Origin of the sequence: Leyella stercorea (assembly GCF_021531355.1) — a bacterium.
Lineage (GTDB): Bacteria > Bacteroidota > Bacteroidia > Bacteroidales > Bacteroidaceae > Prevotella.
Genome location: NZ_JADYTS010000010.1, coordinates 23,230 through 39,837, shown reverse-complemented (window position 1 = coordinate 39,837; position 16,608 = coordinate 23,230). Strand labels below are relative to the sequence as shown.

The 16,608-nt window shown below is 48.5% G+C and carries 11 protein-coding genes; 10 read left to right on the top strand and 1 reads right to left on the bottom strand.

Annotation, left to right across the window (positions count from 1 at the left end):
- Nucleotides 1-143 precede the first annotated feature (143 nt).
- The gene (thrS, locus tag I6E38_RS04325) at nt 144-2,096 is read right to left on the bottom strand and encodes a threonine--tRNA ligase (protein ID WP_235392861.1); all 1,953 of its coding nucleotides are present in this window, start codon (nt 2,094-2,096) and stop codon (nt 144-146) included.
- A 223-nt stretch (nt 2,097-2,319) separates the two neighbouring features.
- Here thrS and feoB point away from each other — a divergent pair, with 223 nt between their 5' ends.
- The 10 genes from feoB (at nt 2,320) to I6E38_RS04275 (ending at nt 16,365) form a co-directional block, all read left to right on the top strand.
- The gene (feoB, locus tag I6E38_RS04320) at nt 2,320-4,878 is read left to right on the top strand and encodes a ferrous iron transport protein B (protein ID WP_235392860.1); all 2,559 of its coding nucleotides are present in this window, start codon (nt 2,320-2,322) and stop codon (nt 4,876-4,878) included.
- 363 nt (nt 4,879-5,241) lie between these two features.
- Nucleotides 5,242-7,263 carry a transketolase family protein gene (locus I6E38_RS04315; protein ID WP_235392859.1) on the top strand — a complete coding sequence of 674 codons (2,022 nt, stop codon included), beginning with the start codon at nt 5,242-5,244 and terminating at the stop codon, nt 7,261-7,263.
- A gap of 11 nt (nt 7,264-7,274) precedes the next feature.
- Nucleotides 7,275-7,712, top strand: coding sequence for a ribose 5-phosphate isomerase B (gene rpiB, locus I6E38_RS04310; protein ID WP_235392858.1), 438 nt, complete (start codon nt 7,275-7,277; stop codon nt 7,710-7,712).
- 82 nt (nt 7,713-7,794) lie between these two features.
- Nucleotides 7,795-10,404 (top strand): transglutaminase-like domain-containing protein, encoded by a 2,610-nt coding sequence (locus tag I6E38_RS04305; protein ID WP_235392857.1) that lies wholly within the window; start codon nt 7,795-7,797, stop codon nt 10,402-10,404.
- Between the two features lie 152 nt (nt 10,405-10,556).
- Nucleotides 10,557-10,874 carry a 50S ribosomal protein L21 gene (gene rplU / locus I6E38_RS04300; RefSeq protein ID WP_235392856.1) on the top strand — a complete coding sequence of 106 codons (318 nt, stop codon included), beginning with the start codon at nt 10,557-10,559 and terminating at the stop codon, nt 10,872-10,874.
- A gap of 19 nt (nt 10,875-10,893) precedes the next feature.
- Nucleotides 10,894-11,157 carry a 50S ribosomal protein L27 gene (gene rpmA, locus I6E38_RS04295; protein WP_094879804.1) on the top strand — a complete coding sequence of 88 codons (264 nt, stop codon included), beginning with the start codon at nt 10,894-10,896 and terminating at the stop codon, nt 11,155-11,157.
- A gap of 186 nt (nt 11,158-11,343) precedes the next feature.
- Complete coding sequence (serS, locus tag I6E38_RS04290; RefSeq protein WP_235392855.1) at nt 11,344-12,633, top strand: serine--tRNA ligase; 1,290 nt, start codon at nt 11,344-11,346, stop codon at nt 12,631-12,633.
- 141 nt (nt 12,634-12,774) lie between these two features.
- Nucleotides 12,775-15,123: a bifunctional dihydroorotate dehydrogenase B NAD binding subunit/NADPH-dependent glutamate synthase gene (locus tag I6E38_RS04285; RefSeq protein ID WP_235392854.1), complete on the top strand. Its 2,349-nt coding sequence runs from the start codon at nt 12,775-12,777 to the stop codon at nt 15,121-15,123.
- Between the two features lie 131 nt (nt 15,124-15,254).
- Entirely contained in the window at nt 15,255-15,620 is a 366-nt protein-coding gene (locus I6E38_RS04280) for a DMT family protein (protein ID WP_235392853.1), read from the top strand.
- Nucleotides 15,621-15,627: 7 nt separating this feature from the next.
- Nucleotides 15,628-16,365, top strand: coding sequence for a tRNA 2-thiocytidine biosynthesis TtcA family protein (locus I6E38_RS04275; protein WP_235392852.1), 738 nt, complete (start codon nt 15,628-15,630; stop codon nt 16,363-16,365).
- Nucleotides 16,366-16,608: the final 243 nt, after the last annotated feature.

The window sequence follows — 16,608 nt, the reverse complement described above, 5'->3', positions numbered from 1 at the left end:
ATCGTATATCTTTTCAGATAGACAAAGGTATATTAAAATATTTTTTTTGATATTTATCAAAAAAACACCAGAAAATTTGTTACGTATTCCACTAAGAACGCACAACAAATTTTCTGGTGTTTACATTTTATTATATCATTTAGTTATTCCTCAGCAGCTTTGAGCTGCTCAGCAACCTCGTCGTTAATGCGCTTTGCAAACTCTTCCTTGGTCATGGTAGCCTGCTCGCCACCACCCTGCTTACGCATTGAAACAAGACCCTCGGCAGCTTCCTTCTCGCCGACAACAACCATGTAAGGTACACGCTTGAGCTCGTTATCGCGAATCTTGCGGCCAATCTTCTCGTTGCGGTCATCGACTACAGCGCGAACGCCCTGCTTGTCGAGGAATTTCTGCACCTCCTTGGCGTACTCGTTGTACTTCTCCGAGATAGGCAGCACAGCCACCTGATCAGGTGTAAGCCACAATGGGAAGTGACCAGCAGTATGCTCGATGAGCACAGCTGTGAAGCGCTCCATAGAGCCGAACGGAGCACGGTGGATCATAACCGGAGTCTGCTTAGAGTTGTCCTCGGCTGTGTACTCCAGCTTGAAGCGCTGCGGGAGGTTGTAGTCAACCTGGATTGTACCAAGCTGCCAACGACGACCAATGGCATCCTTAACCATGAAGTCGAGCTTAGGACCATAGAAAGCAGCCTCGCCAACTTCCTCGTGTACCTCAAGACCCTTCTCACGGCAAGCCTCACGGATAGCGTTCTCCGACTCAGCCCAAATCTCCTCGCTTCCGATGTACTTCTCGGTATCCTTAGGATCGTGGAGCGAAATCTGAGCCTCGTAGTTGTTGAAGCCGAAGATGCTGAACACTTTGAGGATGATGTCGATGATGTTCTCAAACTCCTGCTTTACCTGCTCTGGACGTACGAAGAGGTGAGCATCGTCCTGAGTAAAGGTACGTACACGTGTGAGACCGTGGAGCTCACCACTCTTCTCATAGCGGAATACGGTACCGAACTCTGCGATACGCAAAGGCAGATCCTTGTACGAGCGTGGCTTACGTGCGAATACCTCGCAGTGGTGAGGACAGTTCATAGGCTTGAGCATATACTCCTCGTCCTCCTCTGGTGTGTGAATAGGCTGGAAAGCATCCTTGCCATAATGAGCGTAGTGGCCTGATGTAACATAAAGACTCTTGCCACCGATACCCGGAGTGATAACCTCCTGATAGTTGTAAGGCTTAAGGAGCTTGCGCAGCATGTCCTGAAGACGCAGACGGAGGTCGGTGCCCTTAGGCAACCAAATAGGCAGACCCTTACCTACACGCTCAGAGAACATAAAGAGCTCCATCTCCTTACCAATCTTACGGTGGTCGCGCTTCTTGGCTTCCTCAAGCATCTGCAGATACTCGTCGAGCATGCTCTTCTTAGGGAACGAGATGCCATAGATACGTGTCATCTGGTCGCGCTTGGCATCGCCACGCCAGAAAGCACCAGCCACACTTGTAATCTTGACAGCCTTGATAGCACCAGTGTTCATAAGGTGCGGACCACGGCAGAGGTCGGTGAAGTTGCCCTGGGTGTATGTTGAGATTGTGCCGTCCTCAAGATCCTGCTCAATGTGCTCACACTTGTAAGTCTGACCGTCGGCCTGGAATTCAGCCAATGCCTCAGCCTTAGGCACCTCGCGACGAACCACCGGCTCGTTCTTCTTGGCGAGCTCCTTCATCTTAGCCTCAATCCTCGGGAAGTCGTTCTCAGAGATGACGTCGCCTTCCTTAGGCATAACGTCGTAGAAGAAACCATTCTCAACAGCCGGACCGAAACCGAACTGGATGCCAGGATAAAGCTCCTTGAGAGCCTCGGCAAGAAGGTGGGCAGATGTGTGCCAGAAAGTGTGCTTACCCTCTTCGTCCTCAAATTTGTAAAGGGCGATGGTAGCGTCCTCGTTGATAGGACGGTTAAGCTCCACTGTTTCGCCATTGACACCGCAAGATACAACGTTGCGAGCGAGAGCCGGCGAAATGCTCTCGGCGATTTGTAACCCCGTTACGCCCTGTTCGTACTCACGAACCGAACCGTCGGGAAATGTGATTTTAACCATAACAAATTAGTTTTTTAATCAAAGTTGATGCAAAGGTAATGTAAAAAAGCGAACATGCACAATTTTGAATGCTTTATAATTATTAAAAAAGGACTTTTTATTGCTAATACAATATGCGTACTCATTATTTTTAGGTATTTTGCAAAAATGAAGTCGAAAAATAATGCAACGTATCATTATTTATATGTAATTTTGCGTTTCAAGTAAAAAATAAATAACAGAAATGAAACTATCAGATTTAAAAACTGGCGAACGCGGTGTCATCGTAAAAGTCATGGGACACGGAGGTTTCCGTAAGCGCATAGTTGAAATGGGATTCATCAAGGGAAAAGTAGTGGACGTATTGCAGAATGCCCCACTTCAGGACCCTGTAAAATATAAAATCATGGGCTACGAGGTGTCGTTAAGACGCTCAGAGGCCGAAATGATTGAAATAATATCGACCGAAGAGGCGGCTGCCATAGAGAAAAGCACAACTCCACAGGTGGAATTTCCCACCGAAACCGACGACGACAACAGCAACGAAACGGAAAACACGGACACATTGACAGACTCGCAGCTTCGTGATGCTGCCATGAAGAAGCGCCGCACAATAAACGTGGCACTCGTGGGCAATCCGAACTGCGGCAAGACCTCGCTCTTCAACTTTGCAAGCGGTGCACACGAGCGTGTAGGCAACTACTCGGGCGTTACTGTAGACGCGAAGGTGGGACACGCTACGTTCGAGGGCTACGAATTTAACATCGTAGACCTGCCAGGCACCTACTCGCTGTCGGCATACTCGCCCGAAGAGCTGTATGTTAGAAAACAGATTATCGAACATACGCCCGACGTAATAATCAACGTTATCGACACAAGCAATCTGGAGCGCAATCTATACCTCACCACACAGCTCATAGACATGCACCTGCGTATGGTGTGCGCACTCAACATGTTTGACGAGACGGAGAAGCGTGGCGACAATGTAGACTACGCCAAACTCGGCGAACTGTTCGGCGTGCCGATGATTCCTACTACATTCACCACAGGCAGAGGTGTGGAACTGCTTTTCCACATTATTATTAACATGTATGAGGGACTGGACTTTCTGGATGCCAACGGCAATCTCGACCCTGAGGTGGCAGAGGGCATAAAGCAATGGCACGAACAGTATAGCAAGAGCGAGAAGGGACAGCCCGACCATGAGGAAGACTTTGCCTCAGGTGTGAAGCCAAAGCATAATGTGTTCAGACACATACACATCAACCACGGCACCTATATAGAAGAAGGTATAAAAGCCATTCAGGGCGAGATAAAGAAGGAAGAGGGACTGCGCCACAAATACTCGACCCGTTATCTTGCAATAAAACTGCTGGAGAAAGACAAAGACACCGAACAGCTGATAAAGGCCACGACGGCACACCCGGAGGCAATAATCGCAGCCCGCGACAAAGCCATGGCCGACGTGATGAAATACACCCACGAGGACAGCGAGACAGCCATAATGGATGCTAAATACGGATTCATACACGGCGCGCTGCAAGAGACAGGATATAAGACTGGAACCGAACGGGACACATACCAGGTGACGCACCTCATAGACAGCATTATAACCAACAAATACGTAGGATTCCCTATCTTCATACTGATGCTGTGGGTGATGTTTGAAGCAACCTTCTCGTTAGGACAGTATCCTATGGGATGGATTGAGTCGGGAGTGGACTGGATTGGCTCGGTCATCTCAGAGCGCATGATGGACGGTCCGATAAAAGACATGCTTGTAGACGGCGTAATAGGCGGTGTGGGTTCGGTAATCGTATTCCTGCCGCAGATACTCATACTCTACTTCTTCATATCGTTTATGGAAGACAGCGGCTACATGTCGCGCGCAGCCTTCATCATGGATAAACTGATGCACAAAATGGGACTGCACGGCAAGTCGTTCATACCGCTGATTATGGGATTCGGATGTAACGTACCAGCCGTAATGGCAACACGCACCATAGAAAGCCGTCGCTCACGACTCATCACGATGCTCATATTGCCACTCATGAGTTGCTCGGCACGATTCCCTATATATATAATGATTATAGGCACGATGTTCGCCCCGCAGTATCGCTCGTCGATAATGATGTCGCTATATGTAATAGGTATTATCATGGCAGTGATAATGAGCCGCCTGTTCAGCAAGACCCTGTTCAAGGGCGAGGACACTCCGTTTGTAATGGAACTACCACCCTACCGATTCCCCACAGCCAAGGCCATTGCACGCCACACATGGCAGAAGGGCAAGGAATACCTGAAGAAGATGGGCGGTATAATACTCGTGGCAAGTATCGTGGTGTGGGCATTGGGATATTTTCCGCACAACGAGAACCTGACACGCGAGCAGCAACAGGAGCAGAGCTACATCGGAATGATTGGACATGCTATAGAGCCCGTGTTCAAAGCCCAGGGATTTGACTGGAAATTGGACGTAGGACTGATTTCGGGAGTAGGAGCCAAGGAGATTGTAGCATCGACAATGGGAATACTCTACCACAGCGACGACGCAGCCGAAGAAGGCAGCGAGCAAGCCTACTCACATCTGTACAGCCAGATGACAGCCGACGGAATAACACCACTTACCGCCTATTGCTTCCTGCTATTCGTACTGCTCTACTTCCCCTGCATAGCAACAATAGCGGCAATAAAGGGCGAAACGGGTTCATGGCGCTGGGCTGCATTTGCTGCAGCATACACCACGTGCCTTGCCTGGATAGTGTCAGCGCTTGTATATCAAGTCGGTAGCATTTTTATATAACAAAAAAGTGGACCGTTATAAAATAAATGAAAATAACGGACGCAAATCATTAAATAATGTTATATAATCATTAATATGCAACAAAAACACTTGCCAAGTATAGAAAATAAAGCTAACTTTGCAATGTGTTTTTCATGGTATTAGATTATTAAGGTTAAGAAAGCATAGGTTGTCGTGAGACAGTCTATGTTTTTTGTTTATATACACGTTCATTAGTACACTTATTTTTGCCTGTTACATATAATTAAGACAAACTTTTTTCGATTTTAATTTTGTAGTGCGCACAAATTACACTATCTTTGCATTATTATAGAAACAGCCTTTGCACTATTATATTAAGAATAAGTTAAACATCTAATAAATATGAACAACAAGGAATTGATGAATCTTGCAGCTGACAACATACGTCTGCTCGCCGTGTCAATGGTAGAAAAAGCAAAATCTGGACATCCCGGCGGAGCCATGGGCGGCGCCGACTTCATAAATGTCCTTTTCTCAGAGTTTTTAGTATTCGACCCCGACCAGCCCGCTTGGGAGGGCCGCGACCGCTTCTATCTGGATCCAGGTCACATGTCTCCTATGCTCTATTCTGCCCTTGCATTGCAGGGCAAATTCACCATCGACGAGCTGAAGACATTCCGTCAGTGGGGTTCGGTTTGTCCAGGACACCCTGAGCGTGACATCATGCACGGCATCGAGAACACATCAGGTCCGCTCGGACAGGGTCACACATACGCTGTAGGTGCAGCCATTGCCGAAAAATTCCTTGAGGCTCGTCTTGGCAAGACCATGATGCAGCACAAGATTTACGCATACATCTCAGACGGTGGTGTGCAGGAGGAAGTTTCGCAGGGCGCAGGCCGTATTGCCGGCTTGCTGAAGCTCAACAACCTCATCATGTTCTACGACGCCAACGAGATTCAGCTCTCTACTGAATGCAACGTCGTAATGAACGAGAACACACGCATGAAGTATGAGTCGTGGGGATGGAATGTACTGGAAATCAATGGTAACGACCCCGACGAGATTCGCGCAGCATTGATTCTTGCTAACAAGGAGACAGAGCGTCCTACACTCATCATCGGCCACACAATCATGGCTAAGGGAGCACGCAAGGACGACGGTTCAAGCTATGAGCATAACGTTAAGACCCACGGTGCACCACTCGGTGGCGACGCATATACAAATACAGTAAAGAACCTCGGCGGCGACGTTGAGAACCCGTTCGTAGTGTTTGACGACGTGAAGGAACTGTATGCCAACCGTAACGCAGAATTGCGTGAGATTGTAAAGGCACGCCACGCTGAGGAAGCAGAATGGCGCAAGCAGAACCCTGAATTGGCTGCCAAGATGGCCGACTGGTTCTCGGGCAACGCTCCTAAGGTGGACTGGAGCCAGCTGGTACAGAAGCGCGACGCTGCAACACGTGCCGCCTCGGCAGCTTGTCTCGGCGTATTGTCGGAGCAGGTAGACAACATGGTGGTTTCATCGGCCGACCTCTGCAACAGCGACAAGACCGACGGATTCCTCAAGCATACACACAACCTTCAGGCTGACGACTTCACAGGCGCCTTCTTCCAGGCTGGTGTATCGGAGCTCACCATGGCTTGCGTCTGCATCGGTATGTATCTGCACGGCGGTGTGATTCCAGCTTGCGGAACATTCTTCGTGTTCTCTGACTACATGAAGCCAGCTATCCGTATGGCAGCCCTCATGCGCGTACCTATCAAGTTCATCTGGACTCACGACGCATTCCGCGTAGGCGAAGACGGACCTACACACGAGCCAGTAGAGCAGGAGGCACAGATTCGCCTCATGGAGAAGCTCAAGAACCACAAGGGCGAAGACTCAGTACGTGTATTCCGTCCGGCTGACGTTGACGAGGCTACTGTATGCTGGAAGATGGCTATGGAGAACATGTCTACTCCTACTGCACTCATCTTCTCTCGCCAGAACATAACATCTCTGCCAGAGGGCAACGACTACGAGCAGGCACGCAAGGGTGCATACGTAGTTGAAGGCTCTGACGCCGACTTCGACGTTATATTGCTCGCTTCTGGTTCGGAGGTTTCTACACTCGTAGCAGGTGCCGAACTGCTCCGCAAGGACGGCATTAAGATTCGTATCGTGAGTGTTCCTTCAGAGGGACTGTTCCGCACACAGAGCAAGGAGTATCAGGAGAGCATCCTGCCTGCCGGAGCCAAGATTTTCGGTATGACAGCCGGTCTGCCCGTAACACTGCAGAGCCTTGTTGGAGCCAACGGTAAGGTTTACGGCATGGAGTCGTTCGGATTCTCAGCACCTTACAAAGTGCTTGACGAGAAGCTCGGATTCAATGCAGAGAACGTATACAAGGAAGTAAAGAACTTTTTGTCTAACAAATAAAACTAATAACTATGGAAATCAAGACAGTAGGCATTGCATGCGACCACGCAGGATACGCATTGAAGAAGTTTGTTGTAGAATATCTCGAGAGCCACAACATACCGTTTAAGGACTACGGCACATACAGCGATATGAGCTGTGACTATCCCGACTTCGCTCACTCATTGGGCGAGGCAATCACTAAGGGTGACGTATATCCAGGCATCGGCATCTGCGGTAGCGGCGAGGGTATGGCAATGACACTCAACAAGCACAAGGGTGTACGTGCAGCTTTGGTATGGACACCAGAAATAGCAGGCTTGACACGCCAGCACAACGATGCCAACGTGCTCGTAATGCCAGGACGATTTATCGACAATAAAACAGCCGAGAAAATCATGGACGAATTCTTCAAGACACCGTTTGAAGGCGGTCGCCACGAGCGCCGAGTACAGAAGATAGACTTGTAAAGAACCCTGAACAATAGAATACTTAGGAGGGCCGGCTAATGGATGCCGCACCCTCCTATTTTCACATATAACAATAAACCACATGAAAAAAATCCTAATCTCAGCCTCATTACTTGCACTAACACTAACAGCGGGCGCGCAGGGCAACTTCATCACCGACAACAGCTATAAAGCCGGTATGGAGAGCCTGTTCAACCAACGCATAAAGACCGTAGGCAAGAAATTCTACAACACACAGAAGGAGAAACTGACAGCCGACGAGCAGGAAGCTCTGAAATTCCTGTACGCCTACATGCCATTGGCTGACGTTACCGACTACCCCACTTCATTCTTTGCCGACAACGTACGCCTGTCGTTCAAGGCACGCAACGAAATGGCATGGGGCAAGAACGTGCCCGAACTGCTGTTCCGCCACTTCGTGCTGCCAATAAGAGTAAACAATGAACCACTTGACGCATCAAGAGCCTACTTCTACAAAGAACTGAAGGACCGCATCAAGAATCTCTCGATGCACGACGCTATACTTGAGATAAACCACTGGTGTCATGAGAAAGTGACTTATCAGCCAGCCGATGCACGCACTTCGTCGCCATTGCAGACATTGCGCACAGCAACCGGACGCTGCGGCGAACAAAGTACATTTGCCGTAGCTGCACTGAGAGCCATGGGCATTCCAGCACGTCAGGTTTATACACCGCGTTGGGCACACACCGACGACAACCACGCATGGGTAGAAGCTTGGGCTGATGGCAAATGGTATTTCATCGGAGCATGTGAGCCAGAGCCAGTACTAAACCTCGGATGGTTTAACGCCCCTGCCTCACGAGCCATGCTGATGCACACTCGCGCCTTTGGCAACTACAACGGACCGGAGGAAGTATTGTTGCGCACAAACAACTTCACCGAAATAAACCTCACTTCAAACTATGCGCCAACCGCAGAAGTGAAATTCGTAGTGAAAGACACTGAGGGAAAACCGGTAAGCGGTGCAAAGGTGGAGTTTAAGATATACAACTACGCCGAGTTTTACACTGCCGTAGCAAAGCAGACCGACGACCAGGGCCGCACATCACTCTCGGCAGGCAAGGGCGACTTGCTTATTTGGGCTTCGAAGGATGGAAAATACGGATACAGCAAGGCCTCGTTCGGCAAGGACAACACTGTGACAATAACCCTCAACCACAGTATGCTGACAGACAAGGCAAAACAATCGTTCGATGAGGAAACATTCAACATCGTGCCTCCTGCTGAGAACGCGAAGACTCCGTACGTAAGCGACGAAATGCGAAAGGAGAATAACCGCCGATTTGCCCACGAAGACTCAATACGCAAAGCCTACACGGCTACATTCCTCACAAAGGAGCAGGCAGAGAAGATAAATCCACGAGCAGCGGAATACCTCGTCAAAGCGCGTGGCAACAAGCAGACTATCATCGACTTCCTGGCACGCTACAAGGACAATGAGGCACGCGCACTCGGTATACTCGCCACACTGAGCGACAAGGACCTGCGCGACATCCCGACCGAAATACTCGAAGACAACTTCACAGCCAAGACCAACCAGCTGTCGCCACGTGTTGAAGACGAGATGATCTCGATACCGTTCAAGAACTACTTCGAGAAGGCATTTGCTGGCAAGACAGCCGAAATGTTCCGTAAGGACCCAACAACGCTTGTTGCTTGGATAAACAAGAACCTGCGCATAGCACCCGAAGCCAACGCCCTTCACATAGCACAGACACCAGTGGGCGTGATGGAGTCGAAGACCACCGACGAACGCTCACGCGACATATTCTTTGTTGACGTAGCACGTAGCCTTGGCATTGAAGCCCGCAAGGATGCGGTAACTGGCAAAGTACAATATAAGAAAGACGGAAAGTGGATGGACGTGAAGTTTGAGTCGAAGGAGCAGGCAACAGCCCCAACCGGAAAACTCGTACTCACATACGAGCCGTCAGCATTCCTCGACGACCCGAAGTATTACAACCACTTCACCATCAGCCGTATTGTGAACGGCTCGCCACAGCTGATGAATTTTGAAGAAGGCCAGGCAGACATGGGCAACGGCACATGCTGGAGCAACACGTTCAAGAACGGCTACTCGTTTGACACCGGCACATACATCCTGACTACCGGCACTCGACTGGCAAGCGGCAGCGTACTGGCATCGACACGCGTCTTCAACATTGAGAAAGGCAAGACCACTACCCTACCGCTCGACATACGCCAAGATGCCAACGACATCAGCGTAATAGGTCAGTTCAACTCAGAGTCGATAATCAACAAAGACGGTAAGGACGTGAGCATTCTCTCGCAGACCGGTCGCGGATACTATATTCTCGCCGTACTTGGCGTGGGTCAGGAGCCAACCAACCACGCACTGCATGACATAGAGAAAGAACGCGCTGCATTCGAAGCTTGGGGCCGCCCGGTAGTGCTGCTCTTTGAGAGCGAAGCCGACGCCAAGAAGTTCCAAAAGGACGAATTCGGTTCGCTGCCATCGACAGTTCAGTATGCCATCGACAAGGACGGAAGTATACGCGAGCAGATAGCACGCGAAATGAAACTGCAGAGCAAGACACAGATGCCAATGTTCATCATAGCCGACACCTTCAACCGCGTAGTGTTCTCATCACAAGGATACACTATAGGACTGGGTGAGCAGATGAAGAACGTATTCAAGAAGTTGTAAATTTGTTAAACTTTACAAAAAACGATCGGCTGCATTTTTATGGTACACAAAATATTAGTACCTTTGCAGCCGATTTAATCCGCCGAGGCTCGAAAAAGTAACAGCACGACGTTGTTCGCCTCTCGGAAAAACCCGTTTATATTATTTTTTAAATGTACGCAATCGTAGAGATTAACGGTCAGCAGTTTAAGGCAGAGCAGGGCAAGAAGCTCTTCGTTCACCACATCAAGGACGCTCAGGAAGGCCAGACTGTTGAATTCAACAAGGTACTGCTTGTTGACAATGAAGGTTCAGTACAGGTAGGTGCACCTGCCGTAGAAGGTGCAAAAGTTGTATGTGAAGTTGTAAATCCCCTCGTTAAGGGTGACAAGGTTATCGTCTTCAAGATGAAGCGCCGCAAGGACTATCGCAAGAAGAACGGTCACCGTGAGCAGTTCACAGAGATAGCAATCAAAGAGGTAATCGCTTAAATTTTAGGAGGAACAAGAAATGGCACATAAAAAAGGTGTAGGTAGTTCTAAGAACGGACGTGAATCAGCTTCTCAAAGATTAGGCGTTAAGATCTGGGGTGGCCAGAAGTGCATCGCAGGCAACATCATCGTTCGCCAGCGTGGTACAAAGCACAACCCAGGCTTGAATGTAGGTATTGGCAAGGACGACACTCTCTATGCATTGGTTGACGGTATCGTTAACTTCCGCAAGGGTCGCAACGACAAGAGCACTGTTTCCGTAATACCCGAAGCTGAGGCTTAATTAAAATAAAAAACTATTCCAAACAAACATATTAATCCCAATCTTCATGCAACTTGAAGATTGGGATTAATGCTTTTATAAAAAACAAGAGTTAAATATTGCCGTAAAAGATTTTTTTGTGTAATTTTGTATCTCGAATAGAATTATAACATACACAACGCATATTAATATTTAACTATTTAGCATATGCTTACACTTAAACTCATCAGTGAGGAAACTGAACGTGTTATCAAAGGCTTGAACAAGAAGCACTTTGCAGGCGCAGAAGAAGCCGTCAACGAAGTTCTCGCTATTGACAAGCGTCGTCGCGAGACACAGCAGGAACTTGACAGAAACCTTTCAGAAGCCAAGAAGATGGCAGCTCAGATTGGTGCTCTCATGAAGCAGGGCAACAAGCAGGAGGCCGACGAAATAAAGGCTAAGGTTGCAGCAATAAAGGAAGGAAACAAGGCATTGGAAGAGACTAAGGCACAGGCCGAGAAAGACCTTATTGCCAAGCTCTGCACCATTCCAAATATACCTAACGACGACGTGCCTGAAGGCAAGGACGCAAGCGACAACGTAGTGGTAAAGGAAGGCGGCGAAATGCCAAACCTTCCAGAGGACGCACTCTGCCACTGGGACCTTTGCAAGAAGTTCAACCTCATCGACTTCGACCTCGGTGTGAAGATTACAGGTGCCGGATTCCCTATCTATATCGGCAAAATGGCTCGTCTGCAGCGCGCACTTGAGGCATTCTTCCTTGAAGAGGCTCGCAAGAGCGGCTATCTTGAGGTACAGCCACCGTACGTTGTAAATGAGGCTTCAGGCTACGGCACAGGCCAGCTTCCCGACAAGGAGGCTCAGATGTACCAGTGTCAGCTCGACAACCTCTACCTTATCCCTACTGCTGAGGTACCAGTAACAAACATCTTCCGCGACGAGATTCTCGACGAGAAGGATCTGCCTATCAAGCGTTGCGCCTACTCAGCCTGCTTCCGTCGTGAGGCTGGCTCATACGGCAAGGACGTACGCGGACTGAACCGTCTGCACCAGTTTGACAAGGTAGAGATTGTACGCATCGACAAGCCTGAGCACTCATACCAGTCGCTCGACGAGATGCTTGTACACGTAGAGGGTCTGCTCAAAAAGCTTGAGCTTCCGTATCACATTCTCCGTCTGTGCGGTGGCGACATGAGTTTCACATCTGCTATCTGCTACGACTTTGAGGTATGGAGCGCAGCCCAGAAGCGTTGGCTCGAGGTTTCTTCAGTATCTAACTTCGAGAGCTACCAGGCAAACCGCCTGCACTGCCGCTACCGCAACGCAGAGACAAGAAAGATTGAGTTGTGCCACACTCTGAACGGTTCGGCTCTCGCTCTCCCGCGTATAGTAGCTGCCATCATCGAGAACAACCAGACTCCGGAAGGCATCCGTGTACCGAAGGTACTCGTTCCTTACTGCGGATTCGACATGCTCGACGACAAGAATTTCTAATTAGCAGAAACAAATTCTGCAGACAAAAATAAAGAAAGAGAGGAGTCAGACTTATTCTGACTCCTTCACTTCATTAACTTCTATACATTATTACTAATACCCTTTTATCAAACCTAACTTAAAACAATAACATTACTACACATGAACAAAATCGTACTGAAAAAACAGTTCTCAGAGAAGGTTTATCTTTTTGAGATTGAAGCCCCATTGATAGCAAAGAGTCGCAAGGCAGGCAATTTCATCATTGTACGTGTTGGTGAGAATGGCGAGCGTGTGCCTCTGACCATTGCTGATGCAGACATTGAGCGCGGCACGATAACCATTGTTGTGCAGAAGGTAGGTCTTTCGTCGACAAAGTTGTGCAGTCTTAATGAAGGCGACTACATCACTGACGTAGTTGGTCCTCTCGGCAATCCTACCCACATAGAAAACTTCGGCACTGTAGTGTGTGCAGGTGGTGGCGTTGGCGTAGCTCCGATGCTTCCTATTATCCGCGCATTGAAGGCTGCAGGCAACCGTGTATTGTCAGTTATTGCCGGACGTAGCAAGGACCTCGTAATACTTGAGGATGAGGTACGCCAGAGCAGCGACGAACTCATCATCATGACCGATGACGGATCGTACGGCGAAAAGGGCGTAGTAACTGTAGGTATCGAGAAATTCATCAATCAGGAAGAGCACGTTGACAAGGTTTTTGCAATTGGTCCTCCTATCATGATGAAGTTCAGCTGCCTCATGGCACAGAAATATAACATCCCTGTTGAAGTTTCATTGAACACTATTATGGTCGACGGTACCGGTATGTGCGGTGCTTGCCGCCTCTCGATTGGAGGCAAGACCAAGTTTGTGTGCATCGACGGACCTGAGTTTGACGGAGCGCTTGTAGACTGGGACGAAATGTTCAAGCGTATGGGCACATTCCGCGACGCTGAGCGCGAGGAGATGGAGCACTACGAAGAGCATCTGCGTGGCATAGAGAAAAAGGAAGAGACCAAGGGATGCGCCACTTGCATGGACGTAGAACCTACCAATGAGACAATAGAACAACTCACCGACCGCGACGCTGAATGGCGTAAGGAATTGCGCGCAGCCATGAAGCCTGCCGAACGCAAGGCAATAGAGCGTGTGCAGATGCCTGAACTCGACCCCGTATATCGTGCAACAACACGTACCGAGGAAGTGAATAAAGGCCTGACCAAGGAAATGGCTGTACGCGAGGCACATCGCTGCCTCGACTGTGGTAAGCCAGCATGTGTTGAAGGTTGTCCGGTAAACATCAACATCCCATCATTCATCAAGAACATCGAGCGCGGACAATTCCTCGCTGCAGCCAAGGTACTGAAGAGCACCTCTGCCCTACCAGCCGTATGTGGCCGTGTTTGCCCGCAGGAGAAACAGTGCGAAAGCAAGTGTATCCATCTGAAGATGAACGAACCTGCTGTAGCTATCGGTTATCTGGAGCGTTTTGCTGCCGACTTTGAACGTGAGAGTGGCAACATCGCCATACCCGACATGGCACCAAAGAACGGAATTAAGGTGGCTGTAGTAGGTAGCGGTCCTTCGGGATTGAGCTTTGCCGGCGACATGGTGAAGAAGGGCTACGAGGTGCATGTATTCGAGGCACTGCACGAGATTGGCGGTGTGCTGAAATATGGTATTCCAGAGTTCCGTCTGCCAAACCGCATCGTTGACGTAGAGATAGAGAATCTGAAGAAGATGGGCGTAATATTCACCACCGACTGTATCATCGGCAAGACAATCACCACCGACCAGCTTGAGGCAGAAGGCTTCAAGGGAATATTCGTTGGTTCGGGTGCCGGATTGCCTAACTTCATGGGTATTAAGGGCGAGAATGCTCTGAACATCATGTCGTCGAACGAATATCTGACACGTGTGAACCTTATGGATGCAGCCAATCCTCTCGCCGATACGCCTATCAACATTGGCAAACATGTGCTTGTAGTAGGCGGTGGCAATACGGCAATGGACTCTTGCCGTACAGCAAAGCGTCTGGGCGGTGATGTGACACTCGTATACCGTCGCTCAGAGGCAGAGATGCCAGCACGTCTTGAGGAGGTGAAGCACGCAAAGGAGGAGGGAATCAACTTCCTCACACTGCACAACCCGATAGAATATATCGCAGACGAGAAGGGAGCTGTAAAGGCTGCCGTACTTCAGGTAATGGAATTGGGTGAGCCGGACGCAAGCGGACGCTGCAAGCCAGTGCCAGTAGAAGGCAAGACCGTAACTATAGAGGTAGACCAGGTGATCGTAGCTGTAGGCGTTTCGCCCAACCCACTTGTACCAAACTCTATCAAGGGACTTGAACTCGGTAGAAAGAACACTATAGCTGTTAACGAACAGATGCAAAGCTCACGCCCAGAGATATTCGCCGGTGGCGATATCGTACGCGGAGGAGCAACAGTTATCCTCGCTATGGGTGACGGTCGCAGAGCGGCTGCAGCCATGGACGAGAGATTGAAAGGATAATAAATTAATAAAAACGAAGCCCTACCCCGACCCCTCCCCTGCAGGGAGGGGAGTAATATGTACTGATTACAGAAAAATCTCTCCTCCCTGCGTGGATGGGCTGGAAGTGGGGCTTTTATAAAAAAACTAATATGTCAGGATTCTACACCATTATTTTACTTATTCTCTCTAACATATTCATGACTTTAGCATGGTATGGTCATTTGAAGCTTCAGCAGACAGGTGTGTCAAGCCATTGGCCATTGATAGGTGTTATAGCATTTTCATGGGGAATAGCTTTCTTTGAGTATTGTTGTCAGGTACCAGCCAACCGTATAGGTTTTCAAGGCAATGGAGGTCCGTTTTCGCTCGTTCAGTTGAAAGTGGTGCAAGAGTGCATCAGTCTTATTGTATTCGCACTCATTGCCAATATTATGTTCCAAGGCGAAACATTGAAATGGAACCACCTGTTAGCATTTGTATTTATCATTGCAGCCGTCTACCTTGTGTTTAAGTAAACAAGACATGAGAACTCTCGAACAAATTCTTAACCATCAGCTCTATAAGCAGTTTCAAAAAGCTCTCACCGACTATTCTATGCTCGCTGACGGCGACCGTATTCTCATAGGATTGTCGGGAGGTAAGGATTCGTTGTGCTTGCTTGAGATGCTCGCACGTCGTCAACGTATCTTCAAGCCCAAAATAGAAGTAGAAGCTGTACATGTACGCATGAAAAACATACATTACGAGTCGGACACTTCATATTTGGAAAGATTTGCAAGCGAACATGGAGTGAAACTACATATCATCAATACAGAATTTGATGATACAAAAAAATCAGACAAACCTGCCTGCTTCCTATGCTCGTGGCATCGTCGGAAAGCCCTGTTCCACTACGCTCAGGAAGCTGACTTCAACAAGATAGCCCTCGGTCATCACATGGATGACATAATCCACACAGCTATGCTCAACCAATTCTATCAAGGTTCTTTCTCCACAATGCCGGCTGTTATGCAAATGGACAAGATGCCACTCACCATCATACGTCCATTGTGCCTAATAAAAGAGAGTAACATCCAAGAATACGCAGAGTTGTGTAGATATGAAAAGCAAATTAAGACCTGCCCTTACGAGAAACAATCAAACCGTACAGATATGCGAAGAGTGTTTGAAGAGATTGAACATATTAATCCTGAAGCACGCTACTCAATATGGCACGCATTGGAGAAAGAAGGCAAACTTATTAGCATTAACGATGAATGATTCTGATGACAAAAAACATGGATATCGGTAGTGTAAACAGAGCCGTAACACAGTTCAGTTTACACTACCAAGGAATATGCTAATATATAATATATGTGTATATAAAGCAATTGTTACTAATATTTTTTGCGCTCTTATGCTTTTCGTGTAAGAGTACAAAGTCTTCTTCCGAGGAGTCAGAAGTGCTGCGCATAGACATCAACAGCCGCTATTTCGGCAATCTTTCATATTTATTGTGCCACA

What these genes read in the sequence shown, in the direction of transcription:
- I6E38_RS04280 (WP_235392853.1), top strand. Translation starts at nt 15,255, where the DNA reads ATGTCAGGATTCTACACCATTATTTTACTTATTCTCTCTAACATATTC.
- thrS (WP_235392861.1), bottom strand. Translation starts at nt 2,096, where the DNA reads ATGGTTAAAATCACATTTCCCGACGGTTCGGTTCGTGAGTACGAACAG.
- rpiB (WP_235392858.1), top strand. Translation starts at nt 7,275, where the DNA reads ATGGAAATCAAGACAGTAGGCATTGCATGCGACCACGCAGGATACGCA.
- I6E38_RS04285 (WP_235392854.1), top strand. Translation starts at nt 12,775, where the DNA reads ATGAACAAAATCGTACTGAAAAAACAGTTCTCAGAGAAGGTTTATCTT.
- feoB (WP_235392860.1), top strand. Translation starts at nt 2,320, where the DNA reads ATGAAACTATCAGATTTAAAAACTGGCGAACGCGGTGTCATCGTAAAA.
- I6E38_RS04315 (WP_235392859.1), top strand. Translation starts at nt 5,242, where the DNA reads ATGAACAACAAGGAATTGATGAATCTTGCAGCTGACAACATACGTCTG.
- I6E38_RS04275 (WP_235392852.1), top strand. Translation starts at nt 15,628, where the DNA reads ATGAGAACTCTCGAACAAATTCTTAACCATCAGCTCTATAAGCAGTTT.
- serS (WP_235392855.1), top strand. Translation starts at nt 11,344, where the DNA reads ATGCTTACACTTAAACTCATCAGTGAGGAAACTGAACGTGTTATCAAA.
- rpmA (WP_094879804.1), top strand. Translation starts at nt 10,894, where the DNA reads ATGGCACATAAAAAAGGTGTAGGTAGTTCTAAGAACGGACGTGAATCA.
- rplU (WP_235392856.1), top strand. Translation starts at nt 10,557, where the DNA reads ATGTACGCAATCGTAGAGATTAACGGTCAGCAGTTTAAGGCAGAGCAG.
- I6E38_RS04305 (WP_235392857.1), top strand. Translation starts at nt 7,795, where the DNA reads ATGAAAAAAATCCTAATCTCAGCCTCATTACTTGCACTAACACTAACA.